The sequence below is a fragment of the Klebsiella aerogenes KCTC 2190 genome (assembly GCF_000215745.1).
GTDB classification, from domain to species: domain Bacteria; phylum Pseudomonadota; class Gammaproteobacteria; order Enterobacterales; family Enterobacteriaceae; genus Klebsiella; species Klebsiella aerogenes.
In genome coordinates this window covers 3812907-3832689 of the sequence record NC_015663.1, presented here as the reverse complement: position 1 = coordinate 3832689, position 19783 = coordinate 3812907, and the positions used below count along the sequence as shown (strand labels likewise).

Here is a 19783-nt window from a genome sequence, read left to right as displayed (position 1 = left end):
TCAACTACCTGCCACTTGCTCCAGCACCGCCGAGGCCTTTGCCGCTATTTCGGCGCTGACTTTTGTCGCTAGCACGTCAATAAATCCACGCAGTTGCTGCGCCGTCAGGCCGTTGTGCAGGCTAATCGCGTAATGGCTCTTCAGCTGGCTTTCCACGCCCGATAATGCGGCCAGCATTGAAATCGTCGCCAGCTCGCGCGTCGGCCAATCCAGGACGTCACGCTGGAAAATATCGCCAAACAGATGCGCCTTCAGATAGCAGTCGATAGCTGGCGCAAATTCAAATAGCGGTCCGCTGACCGTTTGCCCGACCAGTTGTGTCTGATTACGGCTACCGGCCTGCAGGCTATCCCAATTCTCCGGTAACGGGGTCGCTGTCGCCCCCTCGTTATCAATAACGCCTCGCGCCTGACGCTCGGTTATCACCTTCATCAGGCAGGAGAGCGCATTCAGGCTACGCGGAAAGCCGCAGTAGGCGTACAGCTGCACCAGCGTCTCTTTTAACTCATTTATCGTCAGGCCGGTGTCCAGCGCGGTATCCAGCGCATGGGCCAGCGCCGCGATATTGCCTTCGGCGGCCAGGGCGGCAACCGGGATCAGCGCCTGTTGGCGCGCGTTCAATGGGTTTTGCATCGTTTGTTCTCCAAACGGAAAGTATCGACAGGAGAAAAAGATTATAGAAACTTGGCAGGGGGTTGATTAGCCAGGCAAAAACGAACAGACCTATGAGATGGGCTCATGAATTATCTATTACGATGCACAGGGCTTCCTTGCCCTGGGGAATATTATTCGAAGTAGACTTCCGGATTTTCCGACAGTGAAACGAAGGTTTTGGTGTCTTTATCCAGCGCGCGAATATCGCCGCTTTCGATATCATAGAACCAGCCGTGCAGACGCAGGGTTTTGTCACGCAGGCCAACCGCGACCGATGGATGCGTTTTAATGTTGTTCAACTGGGCAATGACGTTTTCCTGCACCATACCGTTCACTTTATCGGTCTCGCTGGCCCAGGTTTTCTTCTCAACCACCGCTTTCGCCGCGTCCGAATAACGCAACCAGTGGGAAACGGCAGGCATTGGTTCCAGACACTGGCAGGTGGCGATGGCTTTCATCGCGCCGCAGTTGGAGTGGCCGCAGATGACAATATCCGTCACACCGAGGGCGACAACCGCATATTCAATGGTGGCTGACACGCCGCCCGGCTCCGGCCCGAAAGAGGGCACAATATTACCGGCATTACGAATAACGAACAGCTGCCCTGGCTCCTGCTGGGTAACCAGCTCCGGGACCAGGCGGCTATCAGAACAAGAGATGAACAACGCTTTTGGATTCTGGCTCGACGCCAGGCTGCGGAAGAGCTCTTTGCGTTGCGGGAAAATCTCTTTCTGGAAGTTGAGGAAGCCCTCAATGATATGTTGCATAGCAGTGTCTCTTTTCTCTGTAGTAATTACGATATGACAAAGATCACATTTAGCTAGTGTATCACCGAAGCGCAGAATGGGAATCGTTATTGATAATAGCTGTGCAATAAGCACCCAACCTGTCCTTTGGGTGCTTGCCTCTGTGGGTCTACATAAAGAACTTCACCGCTTGTTGCAAGGTGGTGCCCATTCCCCACAGCAAGGGTATACCGACGGCCAGCCAGCTTAGCGTCAGCAGCAGCGGCGCGGGCGTCGGTTCCCAGCTCAGCTGCGCATCTTTATTGATAGTATACAGACCCCTCGCCTGCTGCTGTTGCTCCGCGGTCATGGCATATTTCTGCGGAATCGGCCGAACCAGCTGATTACAAATAAAGCCGATGATAAGCAACCCGGTCAACGCCAGCAGCGTGATGTCATAAATTCTCGCGGGTTCCACCCCCTGCGCCAGCTGGTACTCGCGCAAATAGTTGACCAGCACCGGGCCGCTGATCCCGGCCGCCGACCAGGCAGTCAGCAGACGGCCATGAATCGCGCCAACCATTTGTGAGCCAAATACGTCGGCAAGATACGCCGGGATGGTCGCGAAACCGCCGCCGTACATAGAAATAATCACACAGAGCGCACAAACAAAAAACGCCACGTAGCCGCCGTGGTTAATCAACGGCAACGTGCCGTAAAGTAGGGTTCCCAGAAAGAAGATCAGCGCGAAGGTGGCTTTCCTGCCGCACATATCGGAAACAGAAGCCCAGAAAAAGCGCCCCAGAATATTAAACAGGCTGAGCAGCCCGGTAAATCCCGCCGCCATCGTCGCGATGCGCTTCAGCTGTTCTGTATTAAGTTCCTGCCAGCCCAGATCCAGGGATAGTAGCTTACCGGCAAAAATCTCCTGCAGCATCGGCGAGGCCATGCCGAGAATGCCAATCCCGGCGGTAACGTTGAGCCACAGCACCAGCCACAGCAGCCAGAATTGCGGCGTGCGCCACGCGACGCTGACGTGAACCTGAACGGTTGGCTGTTTGCTGATGGCTTGCTGCGCCTTCGCGCCGACCGGATGCCAGCCCATAGGCGGCAGACGGTAACCAAAAGTACCGCAGAGCATAAACAGCGCATATATAACCGCCAGCGCCAGAATGCTCTGCCATACCCCACTTCCCTGACCATCGGCGAAAAAATTAATCAGCCAATTAGCCAGCGGCGCTCCCACCAGCGCCCCGCCGCCGAAGCCCATGATCGCCATTCCCGCGGCCATCCCTCGCTTATCGGGGAACCAGCGCAACAGCGTTGAGACCGGCGAGATATAGCCAAGCCCCAGGCCAATGCCGCCAATCACACCGGCGCCCAACCACAGTAGCCACAGCTGATGAAAATAGATTGCCGCGCTCGCCAGCACCAGGCCGCCACACCAGCAGAGGGTGGCGACAAAACTCACCAGACGCGGGCCAACCTTCTCCAGCCAGCTCCCCCAAAGCGCCGCGGAGCAGCCGAGAAAAACGAAGAACAGCGTATAGGTCCAGCCGAGCAGGGAAATTTTCCAGTCGCACTGGCGGGTCACCAGTTGCTGCCAGAATGACATATCGACCGGACACTGCAGCGGCGCGCTGCCGCCGATAAGCTGCGACATTGGCAGCCAGTAGACGGAAAAGCCGTAGGCCATGCCAATGCACAAATGCACCGCCAGCGCCGCGGGAGGGACCAACCAGCGGTTAAATCCAGGTTTAGCAATAATGCGGGGCTTAGCAAAAAAACGACTCAACGATGAAACGGGCGGAGTCGCGAGATTCTCATTTATCTGCACCATATTCCTGTCCTTATCATGTTTGTTTGCCGACTATCGCAGTAGCCGACGGCAAACGGTAAAGGCAAGAACAATGCCATCTGCTGAAAAAACGAACAGAAAATGGCGACTGAAGCGAGCAAGCACAACCCATAAGCCATGAGGAGAGGGAGTTGAAAGCTGTAAAAAAAGAGAAAATCATCGGTAGTGATTTTCTCTTTTCCGGACATCGGGGTATTTTCGTTGCCAGATCAATAACGATCGGCGATTTTGATAAACGTTGCTCTCAGAGTGATACGGCTTATCAGACCCCGACCAGTTCATACTTTTTAATTTTGCGATATAGCGTCGCAATGCCGATCCCGAGCTCATCGGCGGCCTGCTTTTTATTGCTATAGCGCGTCAGCGCATCGCGGATCATCTGTTTTTCCATCTCCTCCAGCGCCGTACCCCCCTCTTCTTCTTTCGCAACGCTGGCTGGCGCCGCCCGGCTGCTTTCGCGCTCGTTGACTTTGCCGCTGCTGATAAGATTTGGCGGCAGCAGCGACAGATCAATCACCTCGCCGGAGGGAACCACGTTAACCAGATACTCCATCAAGTTACTCAGCTCGCGAATATTGCCCGGCCAGCGGTAGTTCTTCAGTAAGGCGATGACTTCTGGGGACACGCCGGGATAGACCAGCTCCAGCCGACGGGTGTGCAGATGCAGGAAATAGTGAATCAGCAGTTCGATATCATCCTGACGCTCGCGCAAAGGCGGCAGGCGCAGTGGGATGACATTAAGCCGATAGAACAGATCTTCGCGGAATTTCCCTTCGGCAATGAACTGCTCAAGGTTCTGGTTAGTGGCCGAAATGATGCGGATATCGACCGGCACCGGATGGCTGGCGCCCACCGGCTGAATTTCGCGCGATTCAATCGCCCGCAGCAGCTTGGCCTGTAGGGTTAATGGCATATCGCCGATTTCATCAAGAAACAGCGTGCCGTGATTAGCCGCCTGAATCAGACCGGTCTTGCCGTTGGCCGAGGCCCCGGTAAATGCGCCTTTGACGTAACCAAAGAGTTCGCTCTCCAGTAGCTGTTCGGGAATGGCCGCGCAGTTGATCGCGATGAAAGGCTTCGCCTGACGGTCGCTAAGCTTATGCACCGCGCGAGCGACCACCTCTTTGCCGGTTCCACTTTCGCCGACAATCATCACGCTCGACGGGCTTGGCGCCACGCGGGTAATCAGTTTTTTCAGCTGACGCATTGGCCGACATTCGCCAACCATCTGTTCAATCTGCGGGCCATCCTGCGGCGGCGCCAGATCGGCCGACGAATGCGACTGATGGAAGGCCATTAAGAACAGCCATTGATCCTGAATAGCGTGCAGCTGACCGATAATAAGCTCTTTCTTATCATCAAAAGAAATGACGTGCTGTACGTGACCGCGAATAAAGTTTTGCGCAAAAGTCAGCGGACGAAAATGAATAGTTTTGCCAATCATACTGCCATGATTCGCGCCAAGGATTTTCATCGCCGCCTGATTGGCAAATTTCACTTTTTGATCCTGGCTAACCACCAGCACGCCCTGATCCATGTTTTCAATCATGGTGGAAAACATTTTAAGCATATTATCTCCCCCGCCCTGGTCCTCTAACAGGCGGGAGACAAATATTGAAGAAACGTGGCGTACATAATCTGAAAACTCGTGGAGGTTGTCATTAATGCGCTCCTGCTGCTCGCGAGTTAAGGCGACCAGGCTAATAACCCCGACACACTGTTCCTGATAAATCACCGGGGTACCCAGAAATGCCTTCTCTTTACAGTTCTCTTTATTGGTACAGTCTTTACACAAGGGATCAAAACGCGAATGAGTCACGACCTTTTCTTTTTTTGTTTCTATTATGTAACGTAAAAGTCGCGAATCTGTATTTAATTTTCGCCCCAGAAATTTACCGTAGGCGCCGGTACCGGCGACCCGGCACAGCGTATTGTCGACAATCTCGACTTCGAGTTGTAACACGCTGGAGAGCATGCGGGCAAAACGTTGAATCGTTGGCTGAATCTGCATTAAAACGGATAGCGAATTGGAGGGAATCATAATTGACCTTTTAATATCAGTAGCCGAAAGAAAATGCTGAAGATCGACTCTTTTTATTCTGCGTTTATCATACTACCGCCGCCCAGGTTGAAAAAAGGTGCCAACCCTGCGCTTTTTTACAGCTTAAAGAAAATATGGAAGAGGTATCACATTTTCCTCTCAATATGATAATCCGCAGGGCAAAATTATCATTTTGGTGTTGAAATCACCGTCGCAGAACGATATCCACGCTTGTCTGACGGCTCAAAGTAAATTTACCGTGACAACTGGCAAATGAATTTCATTTCCATCAGTTGAGCGTTACAAGCCATTTTTCGTGACCCGCCTCGCATAATCCCCGACTTTTCCACTCACCCACCGCGACTGAATTATAACTGGCACGCTTATTGTTAGTGGTAATACAGCGCTGGCCGTCGCCACTTACATCAATGTCATTTCGACTGCACAGCAATCAATAAGCCGTCATTCACTACCAGGATCGAAATATGAAAACTGTTAACGAACTGATCAAGGATATCAATAAGCTCAACTCTAACCTGCATGAAAAAGATTTCCTGCTGACGTGGGAGCAATCGCCGGACGAGCTGAAGCAGGTGCTGGATGTCGCCGCAGCGCTGAAAACGTTACGGGCGGAAAACATCGCGACCAAAGTTTTTAACAGCGGACTGGGTATTTCGGTCTTTCGCGATAACTCCACCCGCACCCGCTTCTCTTATGCCTCGGCGTTAAACCTGCTCGGCCTGGCGCAGCAGGACCTCGACGAAGGTAAGTCGCAGATAGCCCACGGTGAAACGGTGCGCGAAACCGCCAATATGATCTCCTTCTGCGCAGACGCTATCGGTATTCGCGACGATATGTATCTCGGCGCCGGCAACGCCTATATGCGTGAAGTCGGCGAAGCGCTGGATGACGGCCACAAACAGGGCGTACTGCCGCAGCGCCCGGCATTAATAAACCTGCAGTGCGACATCGACCATCCGACGCAGGCGATGGCCGATCTGGCCTGGCTGCGTGAACACTTCGGCTCGCTGGAAAATCTGAAAGGTAAAAAAATTGCCATGACCTGGGCCTACTCGCCAAGCTACGGCAAACCGCTTTCCGTCCCGCAGGGAATCATCGGCCTGATGACCCGCTTCGGTATGGATGTCACCCTCGCCCATCCAGAGGGCTACGATCTGATCCCGGACGTTATCGAAGTGGCGAAGAAAAACGCCGCGGCTTCCGGCGGCAGCTTCCGTCAGGTCACCGATATGGCGGAAGCCTTTAAAGACGCCGATATTGTCTACCCGAAATCCTGGGCGCCATACAAAGTGATGGAACAACGCACCGAGCTACTGCGCGCCAACGACCATGACGGGCTGAAAGCGCTGGAAAAAGCCTGTCTCGCCCAGAACGCCAATCACAAAGACTGGCACTGTACCGAAGAGATGATGAAGCACACCAAAGACGGTGACGCGCTGTATATGCACTGCCTGCCGGCGGATATTACCGGCGTCTCCTGCGAGGAAGGCGAAGTCACCGAAGCGGTGTTCGAAAAATACCGTATCGCCACCTATAAAGAGGCCAGCTGGAAGCCGTACATCATCGCCGCCATGATCCTCTGTCGCAAATATGCCAAACCCGGTCAGTTGCTGGAGCAACTGCTGCAGGACGCGCAAAAACGCATCAAATAACCTCGCGAGCCGGTCTGCGGGCCGGCTTCCCCGACTCCAAAGAAGGATAAGGACAAAATATGTCTGCTTTTTCGCTGAAAATGGATATTGCCGACAACCGTTTCTTTACCGGTGAAACCTCGCCGCTGTTCTCTCGTCAGCAGGCACAACAGGCGCGCCATTTTCATCAAAAAATCGCCGGTTACCAACCGACGCCGCTGTATGCCCTGAAGGAACTGGCGACGCTGTTCGGCGTAAAGAACATCCTGGTAAAAGATGAATCCCAGCGCTTTGGCCTCAACGCCTTCAAAATGCTCGGCGGCGCCTACGCCATCGCCCAACTGTTGTGTGAAAAATACCATCTCGATATTAACGCCTTCTCGTTTGAGACCCTGAAATCCACCATCAAAGAGAAGATGACTTTCGCCACTACCACCGACGGCAACCACGGGCGCGGCGTCGCCTGGGCCGCCCAGCAGCTTGGGCAAAACGCGGTGGTGTACATGCCGAAAGGTTCAGCGCAGGAACGCGTGGACGCCATTTTACGCCTCGGCGCGGAATGTATCGTTACCGATATGAACTACGACGATACCGTGCGCTTTACCATGCAAACCGCACAGAAAAACGGCTGGGAAGTGGTACAGGACACCGCATGGGAAGGCTACACAAAAATTCCAACCTGGATTATGCAAGGTTACGCCACCCTCGCCGATGAAGCGGTAGAACAAATGGCGGCGATGGGCATTGCTCGCCCTACCCACGTCTTCCTGCAGGCCGGTGTCGGCGCGATGGCAGGCGGCGTGCTCGGTTATCTGGTCGACGTTTTCGGCGCCCGCGATTTGCACTCGGTGATCGTGGAGCCTGAACTGGCGGACTGCATCTATCGCTCCGGGTTAAAAGGCGACATCGTCAACGTCGGCGGCGACATGGCCACCATCATGGCAGGACTGGCCTGCGGCGAACCTAACCCACTGGGCTGGGAAATCCTGCGCAACTGCGCCACCCAATTTATCTCCTGCCAGGATGCCGTTGCCGCCCTCGGTATGCGCGTACTCGGTAATCCTGTCGGCAATGACCACCGGGTTATCTCCGGTGAATCCGGCGCCGTCGGGCTCGGGACGCTGGCCGCCGTCCACTTCCATCCGCAGCGCCAGGCGCTGATGAACAAACTGGGGCTCGATAGCCACTCCGTGGTGCTGGTCATCAGCACCGAAGGCGACACCGACGTGCAGCATTACCGCGAGGTCGTCTGGGAAGGCAAGCTGCCGGCAGCACAATAAACGTTCAACTTATTCAACATATTCATCCCGCGAAGCGGGAAACCAGGACCGGAGAGTTAATTCATGGCTAAGCACATTCCTTTCAAACTGATTGTCGAAAAAGCAAACCACTACCAGCAGGATATGACCCGCTTCCTGCGCGATATGATCGCTATCCCCAGCGAAAGCTGTGACGAAAAACGCGTCGTGCATCGTATTAAAGAAGAGATGGAAAAAGTCGGCTTCGATAAAGTCGAGATTGACCCGATGGGCAACGTGCTGGGCTATATCGGCCACGGCCCGCGACTGGTCGCCATGGACGCGCATATTGATACCGTTGGCATCGGTAACATCAAGAACTGGACCTTCGACCCCTATCAGGGGATGGAAACCGATGAGCTGATCGGCGGGCGCGGCGCGTCCGACCAGGAAGGCGGGATGGCGTCGATGGTCTACGCTGGGAAAATCATCAAGGACCTAGGTCTGGAAGATGAATATACCCTGCTGGTGACCGGTACCGTCCAGGAGGAAGATTGTGACGGTCTGTGCTGGCAGTACATCATCGAACAGTCCGGCATTCGCCCGGAATTCGTGGTCAGTACCGAGCCGACGGATTGCCAAATCTATCGCGGCCAGCGCGGGCGTATGGAGATTCGCGTCGATGTTCAGGGGGTAAGCTGCCACGGCTCGGCGCCGGAGCGCGGCGATAATGCCATCTTCAAAATGGGTCCAATTCTTAACGAACTGCAGGAGCTCTCCCATAACCTGGGCAACGATGAGTTCCTGGGTAAAGGCACCCTCACCGTTTCAGAAATTTTCTTCACCTCGCCAAGCCGCTGCGCGGTTGCCGACAGCTGCGCGGTCTCTATCGACCGCCGTCTGACCTGGGGCGAAACCTGGGAAGGCGCGCTGGATGAGATCCGCGCCCTGCCTGCCGTACAGAAGGCCGGCGCCGTGGTCTCAATGTACAACTATGAACGCCCGTCATGGACCGGGCTGGTTTATCCAACGGAATGCTACTTCCCGACCTGGAAAGTAGAAGAGGATCATTTCACCGTACGCGCGCTCAGCAACGCTTATGAAGGGCTGTTCGGTAAAGCGCCGGTGGTCGATAAATGGACCTTCTCCACCAACGGCGTTTCCATCATGGGCCGTCACGGCATCCCGGTTATCGGTTTCGGGCCAGGTAAAGAGCCGGAAGCCCATGCGCCAAATGAAAAAACCTGGAAACAGCATCTGGTGACCTGTGCCGCGATGTACGCCGCAATCCCGCTGAGCTGGCTGGCCACAGAGTAAGTTTGTACGGTTATTCCTCCCGCCGCGCGTCGGCGGGAGTCTGGAGTTTTTATGCGCGTACTGATTAAAAACGGCATCGTGGTCAACGCCGACGGCCAGGCAAAACAGGATCTGCTGATTGAAAACGGCCTGGTCAGCCAGCTCGCCGAACGGATAACCCCAACCGAACCTTGCCAGACTATCGATGCCGCAGGTTGCTATGTCATGCCCGGCGGCATTGATGTTCATACTCATTTTAATATCGATACTGGGCACGCCCGCAGCTGCGATGATTTCTTTACCGGCACCCGCGCAGCCGCCTGCGGCGGTACCACCACTATCGTCGACCATATGGGCTTCGGCCCCGCCGGCTGCCGCCTTCGTCACCAGCTAGAGGCCTATCACGGCTATGCCGCCTACAAAGCGGTGATCGACTACAGTTTTCACGGCGTGATCCAGCATATCAACCATGCCATCCTCGATGAAATCCCGATGATGGTTGAAGCCGGGATTAGCAGCTTCAAGCTCTACCTCACCTACCAGTATAAGTTGAACGATGATGAAGTGCTTCAGGCGATGCGCCATCTCCATCGCGCTGGCGCGCTAACCACCGTTCATCCGGAAAACGACGCCGCTATCGCCCGTAAACGGGCCGAATTTCTGGCGGCCGGCAAAACCGCGCCGCGCTACCACGCCCTTAGTCGCCCGCTGGAGTGTGAAGCGGAGGCTATCGCGCGAATGATCAATCTCGCCCAGCTCGCCGACAACGCGCCGCTGTATATCGTTCATCTCTCCAACGGCCTGGGGCTGGATTATCTGCGTCTCGCGCAGCGGCGGCACCAGCCGGTGTGGATTGAAACCTGTCCGCAATATCTGTTGCTTGACGACCGCTGCTATGAACGCGAAGACGCGCTGGGTTATTTGTTAAGCCCACCGCTGCGCAACGCCAGCAACAATGATGCGCTGTGGTGCGGTATCGCCGATGGTTCGATCGACGTGGTGGCGACCGATCACTGCGCTTTCTCGATGGCACAACGCCAGCAGCTCTCCGGCGGCGATTTCAGCCGCTGTCCGAATGGCCTACCGGGGGTGGAAAACCGCCTGTTGCTCATGTTTTCCCACGGCGTCATGACCGGGAGGATCTCAGCGCAGCGTTTCGTCGCGCTAACCAGCGCCACTCCCGCGAAGCTATTTGGCCTGTGGCCGAAAAAAGGACGATTGGCACCCGGCGCAGACGGCGATGTCGTCATTATCGATCCGCAACGCACCACTACGATCCGCCATGAGATGTTGCATGACAACGCCGACTATTCGCCCTGGGAGGGCTTTATTTGCCAGGGCGCGATTCGTCAGACCTTATCGCATGGCCGGGTCATTTTCGATAACGGCACTTTTACCGGTAGCGCTGGCCAGGGCCGCTTTTTACGCCGCGATCCCTTTTCTACCGCTCACCTTCCGGTTAGCGGAATCACATCTTAAGTGAGGCATTCATGAGTAAGAAAATTGTGCTCGCTCTCGGCGGTAACGCGCTTGGCGAGGATCTGGCCGGACAAATGCAGGCCGTTAAACAAACCGCGCAGGCTATTGTCGATCTGATAGCCCAAGGCCACCAGGTGGTCGTAACCCACGGCAACGGCCCGCAGGTTGGGATGATTAATCTGGCCTTCGAAGCCGCAGCCAAAACCGAGGCCCATACCCCGATGCTGCCCATGTCGGTCTGTGTGGCGCTAAGCCAGGGTTATATCGGCTATGACCTGCAAAACGCCCTGCGCGAGGAGTTGCTGTCGCGATCGATGCATATCCCGGTGGCAACAATCATCACCCAGGTGGAAGTCGACGCCAACGACCCGGCGTTCAAAAATCCGACCAAACCTATCGGCTCTTTTTTCACTGAGCAGGAAGCAGAACAGCTGACGCGTCAGGGGTACGCCATGAAAGAAGATGCTGGACGCGGCTATCGCCGGGTTGTCGCCTCGCCGCAGCCGGTCGATATTATTGAGAAAGAGACGGTCAAAGCTCTCATGGACGCCTGCCACGTAGTGATCACCGCGGGCGGCGGCGGGATCCCGGTAATCCGCGAAGGCAATCATCTGCGCGGCGCCAGCGCGGTAATTGATAAAGACTGGGCCAGCGCTAAACTGGCGGCGATGATCGACGCCGACATGCTGATCATCCTGACCGCGGTCGAGAAAGTGGCGATCAACTTTGGCAAACCCAACGAGCAGTGGCTGGATAAGCTGTCGCTCAGCGATGCCGAACAGTTCATTCGTGAGGGGCACTTCGCTAAGGGTTCGATGCTGCCGAAGGTTGAGGCCGCCGCCTCATTCGCCCGTTCACGTCCGGGGCGCAAAGCGCTGATCACCGTATTAAATAAAGCCAAAGAAGGGATTGAAGGAAAAACCGGTACGGTCATTGAAGGGTAAAAAGGCACCGAATGTAGCCCCGGTAAGCGGTAGCGCCACCGGGGATTTTGAGGCCATCAACACCGGCTTCGTGCTGCTATCTACGCCACCGACAATAACTCACTCTTCTCTTTTATTCTTTTATTCATCAGCGTCATCAGCGCCTCAAGCACCCCACCGCCAATGGCGCGCGCCTTATCGGAGACGCTGGTAAAATCGGCGCTGGCGCCGCGCGGGTCGATATCGCCAATTTTAAAGCCGCTCTCGACCACTAACCCATCGCTGAGCAAACCGCGCACCATACCGCTTAATGGCGCAATAATCTCGGCCTCGCCGACGGTGGCGATGATATCGCCTTCGTTCACAATATCACCCAGCGCCACCTTCGCGCGCATCACCCCGGCTCCCGGCGCGCGGATCACCCGTCGTGAAGTATGGCCAAGAATATTACCAGGAACCCCGGTGTTCTCCTGCGCTTTGCCATCGTAAATCACCTGCCCCAGCCAATGGCCGCGATTGGTTTCAATCACCGCATGGCAATCCACACCGGCGCAAAAACCAGGGCCTAGCGCAATTACCGCTGGCGCCATCTCTCGCTGCGTACCAAAATTCTCTTTCGCCAGTATGGCATCCACGACGCAGACAGGGCGCAGTTCATTCAGCGATTCGCATAGCGGATCCACCAATACCGGGATCGCGCCATTTTCAATTACCCGGATGGCCTCCTGAGCGGATGACACCCGCTTCGCCACCACCCCTTCTACCGTCATTTCACCGTCGAAGACTGCCTGGGCAAACGCGACGCTACGGCGGATCACCGTCGGTTTAGCGACTTCCAACATCACCACTTTGAACCCCGCATGCCACAGACGCAGAGCCACGCCGCTGGCGATATCGCCGGCGCCGCGGATAGCGACCAACTGCTGCTGCGCAGGCGTGGCTGCCGCCATCAGCAAGCCACCTGGCGCGCGATTTTTTACCTGCAGGATTTCCGCCAGAATGCTAATCGCTATCTCATGCGGCGTTTCGGCGCCAATGTTATAGCCAACCGGCGCATGCAGGCGGGCAATATGTTCTGCGGCAACGCCGTTTTCCCGCATCTGGCGTAAAAACACCTGGACTTTACGGCGGCTGGCCAGCAGCCCAAGCCAGGCGACCGGCCGTTCAATCAGTTTATCCAGCGCTTCACGATCCTGGTTATTGGTGGCGATTAACACAAAGTCATCGCCGCGGATCGCCAGATTCTCCACCGCCTCGCTGAAGGTTTCAGCATGCAGCAACTGCGTTGTCGGCGGAAAATAGTCGGGGTTCAGGCTCTCTGGATAGATATCGGCCACCGCCACCTCAAAACCCAGCAGCGCCGCGCTTTGCGCCACCGCGCGGTTCACGTGCCCGGCGCCGATCAGCACCAGACGCGGGCGCAGGCCATGTACGCTAATATAGACCGACATCGCCCCGCCGCAATCGGAGCCGACCGCATCGCTGCCGCTACGCGCCATCCGCCCATGAAACATGCGCGACGCCTTTTCGCTGAGCGCTTCCAGCGCCTGTTCAATCACTTTGCGCTCAACCATGCCGCCGCCGATGGTGCCGACTATCGAACCATCTTCACGAATTAACATCTGCGCCGAATGGCGCGGTGTTGAGCCGCGGCTATCGACAATCTGCGCCAGCGCAAACGGGCGATTCTGTGCTTCGAGTTTTGCCGCTTCAGAGAAAATATTCATAACAACCTCAATGGATATCCGCTATGCGCCCAAGCCGGGGCGTCACTCTGTTGTTCGTCGTCGCGTTATCGCGGGCTGCTCTTGTACTGCTCCCGCCCACAGTGCGTTAACTCCCCACTGCTGCAACAGCGCCTGCTCCGGTAAATTCTCATTTTGAGAAAGCTGATTCAGCAGCAGGATCCGGCGACTGGCGGGCGGAACGCCTTTAAACGCTCCCTGCGGATGCGTAATTAAGCGATGCAGCATTGGCCAACTCAGCGCCGTATCCGGCGCCGCACCGGTGATCCGGGAAAAAAGGGGCCAGCGATGAACGGTCGCTGGCCCAACGTTTTGCCCGAGCCTCCAGGCCCCCATGACGGCAATAACGCAGCAACAGGATTGAGGTATGCAAGGTTCGTGCTCAGCTGGCGCTTTTAAGGCGAAACCGTGAGCCCCGTCAGCTTCTACCAGCACCACATCCACGCGCCCCGCGGCAACCAGCGCATCAAGCTGTTGCGGGCTAAACCCACGAACCTTACCCGCAGGGGCGAGCCACGAGGCGTAGCAGGCCTGCAGCGGCCGCTGCCAAACCTCGACAGGCAACGCCAGCGGTTCGCGGCAAATCACCACAGGTAGTGATGCCGGGAGATACATATGGGTGGTCGTGGTGATCAGAACCCGCCGGCCAGCCTCCAGAAAACGCTGCGCCAGCCACATTAAGGTACTGGTTTTGCCTCCCGCGCCGACGGCGGAAATGAGCAGCGGACCATCATTTACGCCTAAATCACAAAACAGCGATTGCAGATGCGGTATATTTTCCATGCGCTGGTCAGGATTCCATTATTCAGGGAGGAGTATGAAACAGGTCGATTGTATTATTACCGCCGCCGGATTGTCCTCCCGGATGGGACAGTGGAAAATGATGTTACCCTGGCGCGGAACGACAATACTTGATGCAAGTATAAAAAACGCCCTGCAATTCTGCTCGCGTATTATTCTGGTGAGCGGTTTTCGCGCAGAGGAGCTACATCAACGCTATTCGGCGCATCCGCAAATAACCCTGGTTTATAATCCCAACTATCAACAGGGTCTGTTTACTTCTGTTTGCGCTGGCGCGAGCCAGGTGCGAAACAACTTCTGTTTTATCACCCTCGGCGATTTACCCTGCCTGCCGCCAGCGCTTTTCCAGCGGCTTTGGCAACAACGCGGCGACAGCGCCCTTCTTCCGCAATATCAAGGCGTACCGGGTCATCCCATCCTTATTACCGGCACACAGCTGCGCCAACTTATCACTTACGATGGACCTGACTCAATGCGCAAACGGTTATTACAGAGCCGCCATCGCTGCCTGGAGTTAGATTTTCCGCAAATGGTCTGGGATATCGATACCCCTGCTGATTTTATTCGCCTGCAAAACCAGTATTAATCATGTCTTTGTCGGGAAATTATCATTGTGATATTTCGCCGTTTATTTTGAGAAATCCCGACGGATAAAAATATAGAGTGATTTTAATTCTCATTACCATAGCGTGAGCCCATTCACATAGCCCGGCGTTCTTTAGACCTCTCTCACATTTTTAATTATTTCTTCCTCCTGTCTTTAATAACTGGTTCGATTGTTGCTCCTCCTTAACTATCCGTCGGAATAAGCACCACTAACCGGCAAATTTGATTGCACAAATAAAGGAGAGGGTTATGGGGGATATCATGCGTCCCGTCCCGTTTGAGGAATTATTGACGCGCATTTTCGATGAGTATCAACAACACCATTCCATTTTTGGTATTCCTGAGCAGCAGTTCTATTCGCCTGCCAACCAACGCCGGGTAAGCGTCTTCGGCGAAAGCTGCGCCACCCCAATCGGCCCCGCCGCCGGGCCACATACCCAACTGGCGCAGAATATCATCACCGCCTGGCTCACCGGTGGGCGGTTTATCGAGTTGAAAACCGTACAGATTCTCGACCGGCTTGAGCTGGAAAAACCCTGCATCGATGCCGAAGACGAATGCTTTAACACCGAATGGTCTACGGAATTTACGCTGCAAAAAGCGTGGGATGAGTATCTTAAAGCATGGTTTATTCTGCATCTGTTGGAAGAGATTTTCCCATTCACGCCGGCGAAGAACGGTAAGTCCTTTATTTTCAATATGAGCGTCGGTTATAACCTGGAAGGGATCAAGCAACCGCCGATGCAGCAGTTTATCGATAATATGATGAACGCCGCCGGGCAGCCAAAATTTACCCAGTACCGCGACACGCTGAACCGCTGGCTGCATGATGACGCCTTCCTCACCCGCTTGTCGCTGGATGATATTCGCCCACGGCTGGCGACGCTCGCGGAACGCATTCCTGCAAAACTGGTACAAGGGGTTACCCTCTCTACCATGCATGGTTGCCCGCCAGATGAAATCGAAGCGATCTGCCGCTATATGCTGGAAGAGAAACAGCTCAACACCTTCGTGAAGCTCAATCCGACACTGTTGGGCTACCCGCGCGTACGCGAAATTCTCGACACCTGCGGCTTTGACTATATCGGTCTGAATGAAGAATCTTTTGAACACGATCTTAAAATCGGCCAGGCGCTGGAAATGTTGACGCGCCTGATGGCGTTGGCGAAAAGTAAACAACTTGGCTTCGGCGTGAAGCTGACCAACACCCTCGGCACGGTCAACAATAAAGGCGCACTGCCCGGCGATGAGATGTATATGTCCGGCCGCGCGCTGTTCCCGCTCTCCATCAACGTTGCGGCGCTGCTCTCGCGTGAATTCGACGGCAAACTCCCGATCTCCTACTCCGGCGGCGCCAGCCAGCTCAATATTCGCGATATCTTTGAAACCGGGATCCGCCCCATTACCATGGCGACCGATCTGCTAAAACCCGGTGGTTATCTGCGTCTTAGCCAGTGCATGCGCGAGCTGGAACAGGCCGATGGCTGGGAGATGAATCAGGTCGACGTCAAGCGCCTGAACGCGCTGGCGGAAAAAGCGGTCAGCATGGAGTACACGCAAAAACACTGGAAGCCTGACGATCGCATCGACGTTGGCGAGCCGCTGCCGTTAACCGACTGCTACGTCGCCCCTTGCGTCAGCGCCTGCGCCATCAAACAGGATATTCCGGAATACATTCGCCTGATGGGCGAGCAGCGCTATGTCGATGCGCTGGAGCTTATCTATCAACGTAACGCGCTGCCGGCGATTACCGGTCACATCTGCGATCACCAGTGCCAGTACAACTGTACGCGTCTTGATTATGACAGTGCGTTAAATATCCGCGAGCTGAAAAAAATCGCCCTTGAGAAAGGCTGGCCGGAATACCAACGCCGCTGGCATAAACCGGCGGGTTCCGGCAGCCGAAACCCGGTGGCGGTGATTGGCGCAGGCCCGGCGGGGCTGGCGGCGGGCTACTTCCTCGCCCGCGCCGGCCATCCGGTCACGCTCTTTGAGCGCGAAGCCAACGCAGGCGGAGTGGTAAAAAATATCATTCCGCATTTCCGCATTCCCGCTGAACTTATCCAGCAGGATATTGAGTTCGTTGTTAATCACGGCGTCAACATAGTCTACGGCTGCGACCCGCATCTCACCGTCGAAAAACTCCGTCAGGAGGGTTATCGCTATGTACTGATCGGCACCGGCACCGACAAAAACAGCGGCGTGAAGCTTGGCGGCGATAACCCGAATATTCATAAGTCGCTCAATTTCCTGCGCGCGTTCAACCGCGGCGATCGCCTGAACGTGGGTAAACATGTGGCCATTGTCGGCGCAGGTAACACCGCAATGGACTGCGCCCGCGCGGCGCTGCGCATCCCCGGCGTTGAGAAAGCGACGGTGATTTATCGCCGCTCGCAGCAGGAGATGCCGGCATGGCGCGAGGAGTACGAAGAAGCCCTCCAGGATGGCGTTACGTTCCGTTTTCTCAGCAACCCGGAACACTTCGCCGCTGACGGCACGCTAACCGTCCGCACCATGGCCCTCGGCGAGCCTGATGAACAGGGTCGACGTCGCCCAATGCCCACCGATGAAACCTGGACGCTGCAGGTCGATACGCTGATTACCGCTATCAGCGAACAGCAGGATGGCGAAGCGCTGGCGGCGATGGGGATCCCGCTCAACGATCGCGGCTGGCCTGAAGTCAACGCTGATGGCGAAAGCCGGCTGGCTAATGTATTCCTGATTGGCGACGTACAGCGTGGCCCTTCTTCTATCGTCTCGGCGATAGGCAACGCCCGTCGCGCCAGCGATGCAATCCTCAAGCGCGAGAATATCCGCAGCCACTTCGGCGATAAACAGTGGAATAACGTCGATCCCGCGGACATCTACCGCCGCAAAGGGACCATTGCTATCGCTCAGGTTGATAAAGACGACCGCGATGCCTTTGTCGCGCAGGAGGCGGAGCGCTGCCTCGAATGTAATTACGTCTGCAGCAAATGCGTTGATGTCTGCCCGAACCGCGCCAACGTCTCCATTGCGGTACCGGGGTTCGACAACCGCTTTCAGACGCTGCACCTCGACGCGTACTGCAACGAATGCGGCAACTGCGCGCAGTTCTGCCCATGGCAGGGAAAACCCTATAAAGACAAGGTCACCGTTTTTAGCCTCGAACAGGATTTCAACAACAGCAGTAATCCGGGTTTTCTCGTGGAGCAACAGCGCGTCCACGTGCGTCAGGACGGCATGACCTGGCTGCTGGATATCGACCAGCGAGGTCAGTTCGCTGAAGTACCGCCGCAGCTGGATGCCATGTGCCGCATCATCAGCCACGTTCATCAACATCATCACTATTTGCTGGGAGCCGTCGAAGTATGAGTATCTTAATGCTTAAAAATGCCACCCTTGCCCAGCTTCACCCGGCAAAAGTGGAAGAAGGTGTCGATATCGTCATTGAAAATGACAGGATTCTCGAAACAGGTGCTAACCTTAGCCCGCGTTACCCGCAGGCGCGTATTAAGGAAATGCACGGCCGACTGGTGATGCCGGGAATGGTCTGCTCGCATAACCATTTTTATTCCGGCCTGTCGCGCGGGATCCAGGCCAATATCGCGCCGAGTCCCGATTTTATCTCGACGCTGAAAAACCTGTGGTGGCGACTGGACCGCGCGCTCGATGAGGAATCCTTATACTACAGCGGGCTTATCTGTTCGCTGGAGGCCATTCGCAGCGGCTGCACCGCCGTCATTGACCACAGCGCGTCGCCGAACTATATCGCTGGATCATTAAGTCAGTTGCGTAACGCCTTCATCAAGGTCGGCCTGCGTGGCATGACCTGTTTTGAAACCACCGACCGTAACGGCGGCCTGCAGGAACTTCAGGCAAGCGTCGAGGAAAATATCCGTTTTGCCCACGAAATCGATCGGGCGCGGGAAAACGGCGACGAGCCGTATCTGGTAGAAGCGCATATCGGCGCCCATGCGCCGTTTACGGTTCCCAATGAGGGGCTTTTAATGCTTCGCGAAGCATTAAAAACAACCGGGCGCGGCCTGCATATTCATATGGCGGAAGACCGTTACGACGTTTCTCACAGCCACCATCACTACGGTAAAGATCTGCTGGTACGCCTGGCGGAGTTCGATCTCATCGATAGTAAAACGCTGGTAGCGCACGGGCTGTATCTGTCGGAAGCTGATATTGAACTGCTGAACGCGCACGATGGTTTCCTTGTCCATAACGCCCGCTCTAACATGAACAACCACGTTGGTTATAACCAGCAGTTGACGGCGTTTCGCAACCTGGCGCTGGGCACCGACGGCATCGGCGCCGATATGTTTGAAGAACTCAAATTCGCTTTCTTTAAACACCGCGATGCCGGCGGGCCACTGTGGCCGGATAGCTTTGCGCGGGCATTAAGCAACGGTAACACACTGCTTAGCCGCAACTTTAACGACCGTTTTGGCCGTATTGAGGCAGGCTATAAGGCGGATTTAACCATCAGCGATTATATTCCGCCGACGCCGCTGCTGGCGGCGAATCTCGCCGGGCACATCGCCTTCGGTCTGGGGGCCAGCCACGTTCATAGCGTGATGGTAAATGGCGTCATGGTCTATGAGGATCGGCAGTTCGCTATTGATTGCGATACGATTTTCGCCGAAGCGCGAAAGGTGGCGAAGAAGATGTGGCAGCGGATGGATGCGTTGCCGTAAACCCATCACGGCAAAACAAAACCCGGTCGCTGTACCGGGTTTATTTTTTGGCTTCTACCGGGGCTATAAATAGCACAGAA

At 55.6% G+C, this 19783-nt stretch carries 14 protein-coding genes; 8 read left to right on the top strand and 6 right to left on the bottom strand.

The genetic code is table 11. From position 1 onward, the window contains the following. The 4 genes from EAE_RS18020 to EAE_RS18005 form a co-directional block, all read right to left on the bottom strand. Positions 1–675, bottom strand: a complete 675-nt coding sequence (locus tag EAE_RS18020; protein WP_257849249.1) for a carboxymuconolactone decarboxylase family protein — start codon at positions 673–675, stop codon at positions 1–3. 110 nt (positions 676–785) lie between these two features. Beyond that, positions 786–1421, bottom strand: coding sequence for a carbonic anhydrase (locus EAE_RS18015; protein WP_015366898.1), 636 nt, complete (start codon positions 1419–1421; stop codon positions 786–788). A 148-nt stretch (positions 1422–1569) separates the two neighbouring features. Continuing rightward, on the bottom strand, positions 1570–3219 hold the full coding sequence (locus tag EAE_RS18010) for an OFA family MFS transporter (RefSeq protein WP_015705216.1): 1650 nt from the start codon (positions 3217–3219) through the stop codon (positions 1570–1572). 280 nt (positions 3220–3499) lie between these two features. Next, positions 3500–5278 carry a sigma-54 interaction domain-containing protein gene (locus EAE_RS18005; RefSeq protein WP_015366900.1) on the bottom strand — a complete coding sequence of 593 codons (1779 nt, stop codon included), beginning with the start codon at positions 5276–5278 and terminating at the stop codon, positions 3500–3502. A gap of 485 nt (positions 5279–5763) precedes the next feature. Here EAE_RS18005 and ygeW point away from each other — a divergent pair, with 485 nt between their 5' ends. The 5 genes from ygeW (at position 5764) to arcC (ending at position 11887) form a co-directional block, all read left to right on the top strand. Continuing rightward, on the top strand, positions 5764–6951 hold the full coding sequence (gene ygeW, locus EAE_RS18000; protein WP_015366901.1) for a knotted carbamoyltransferase YgeW: 1188 nt from the start codon (positions 5764–5766) through the stop codon (positions 6949–6951). Between the two features lie 59 nt (positions 6952–7010). Continuing rightward, on the top strand, positions 7011–8210 hold the full coding sequence (gene dpaL, locus EAE_RS17995; RefSeq protein WP_015705214.1) for a diaminopropionate ammonia-lyase: 1200 nt from the start codon (positions 7011–7013) through the stop codon (positions 8208–8210). 63 nt (positions 8211–8273) lie between these two features. Next, positions 8274–9485, top strand: a complete 1212-nt coding sequence (locus EAE_RS17990; protein WP_015705213.1) for a YgeY family selenium metabolism-linked hydrolase — start codon at positions 8274–8276, stop codon at positions 9483–9485. Between the two features lie 51 nt (positions 9486–9536). Next, a complete protein-coding gene (hydA, locus tag EAE_RS17985; protein ID WP_015705212.1) occupies positions 9537–10943 on the top strand; it encodes a dihydropyrimidinase in 1407 nt (468 codons plus the stop codon). A gap of 11 nt (positions 10944–10954) precedes the next feature. After that, positions 10955–11887, top strand: coding sequence for a carbamate kinase (gene arcC, locus EAE_RS17980; RefSeq protein ID WP_015366905.1), 933 nt, complete (start codon positions 10955–10957; stop codon positions 11885–11887). Between the two features lie 80 nt (positions 11888–11967). Here the strand turns inward: arcC and yqeB are convergent, their stop codons facing one another. Together yqeB and yqeC are read right to left on the bottom strand one after the other, a co-directional pair. Beyond that, entirely contained in the window at positions 11968–13593 is a 1626-nt protein-coding gene (gene yqeB / locus EAE_RS17975; protein ID WP_015366906.1) for a selenium-dependent molybdenum cofactor biosynthesis protein YqeB, read from the bottom strand. A gap of 42 nt (positions 13594–13635) precedes the next feature. Continuing rightward, complete coding sequence (yqeC, locus tag EAE_RS17970) at positions 13636–14394, bottom strand: selenium cofactor biosynthesis protein YqeC (RefSeq protein WP_015705211.1); 759 nt, start codon at positions 14392–14394, stop codon at positions 13636–13638. A gap of 34 nt (positions 14395–14428) precedes the next feature. On the opposite strand from yqeC, the gene EAE_RS17965 reads away from it, so the two are divergent. From EAE_RS17965 to ssnA, 3 genes are all read left to right on the top strand, one after another. Then, entirely contained in the window at positions 14429–14998 is a 570-nt protein-coding gene (locus tag EAE_RS17965) for an NTP transferase domain-containing protein (RefSeq protein WP_015705210.1), read from the top strand. 269 nt (positions 14999–15267) lie between these two features. Then, positions 15268–18372: a putative selenate reductase subunit YgfK gene (gene ygfK / locus EAE_RS17960; protein ID WP_015705209.1), complete on the top strand. Its 3105-nt coding sequence runs from the start codon at positions 15268–15270 to the stop codon at positions 18370–18372. Next, positions 18369–19703, top strand: a complete 1335-nt coding sequence (gene ssnA, locus EAE_RS17955) for a putative aminohydrolase SsnA (RefSeq protein ID WP_015705208.1) — start codon at positions 18369–18371, stop codon at positions 19701–19703. The genes ygfK and ssnA overlap by 4 nt, the downstream gene beginning before the upstream one ends. Positions 19704–19783: the final 80 nt, after the last annotated feature.

Coding starts and splice junctions, on each gene's coding strand:
- EAE_RS18005 (WP_015366900.1), bottom strand. CDS start 5,278: ATGATTCCCTCCAATTCGCTATCCGTTTTAATGCAGATTCAGCCAACG.
- yqeB (WP_015366906.1), bottom strand. CDS start 13,593: ATGAATATTTTCTCTGAAGCGGCAAAACTCGAAGCACAGAATCGCCCG.
- hydA (WP_015705212.1), top strand. CDS start 9,537: ATGCGCGTACTGATTAAAAACGGCATCGTGGTCAACGCCGACGGCCAG.
- ygeW (WP_015366901.1), top strand. CDS start 5,764: ATGAAAACTGTTAACGAACTGATCAAGGATATCAATAAGCTCAACTCT.
- EAE_RS18015 (WP_015366898.1), bottom strand. CDS start 1,421: ATGCAACATATCATTGAGGGCTTCCTCAACTTCCAGAAAGAGATTTTC.
- EAE_RS17965 (WP_015705210.1), top strand. CDS start 14,429: ATGAAACAGGTCGATTGTATTATTACCGCCGCCGGATTGTCCTCCCGG.
- dpaL (WP_015705214.1), top strand. CDS start 7,011: ATGTCTGCTTTTTCGCTGAAAATGGATATTGCCGACAACCGTTTCTTT.
- EAE_RS17990 (WP_015705213.1), top strand. CDS start 8,274: ATGGCTAAGCACATTCCTTTCAAACTGATTGTCGAAAAAGCAAACCAC.
- ssnA (WP_015705208.1), top strand. CDS start 18,369: ATGAGTATCTTAATGCTTAAAAATGCCACCCTTGCCCAGCTTCACCCG.
- yqeC (WP_015705211.1), bottom strand. CDS start 14,394: ATGGAAAATATACCGCATCTGCAATCGCTGTTTTGTGATTTAGGCGTA.
- EAE_RS18010 (WP_015705216.1), bottom strand. CDS start 3,219: ATGGTGCAGATAAATGAGAATCTCGCGACTCCGCCCGTTTCATCGTTG.
- arcC (WP_015366905.1), top strand. CDS start 10,955: ATGAGTAAGAAAATTGTGCTCGCTCTCGGCGGTAACGCGCTTGGCGAG.
- ygfK (WP_015705209.1), top strand. CDS start 15,268: ATGGGGGATATCATGCGTCCCGTCCCGTTTGAGGAATTATTGACGCGC.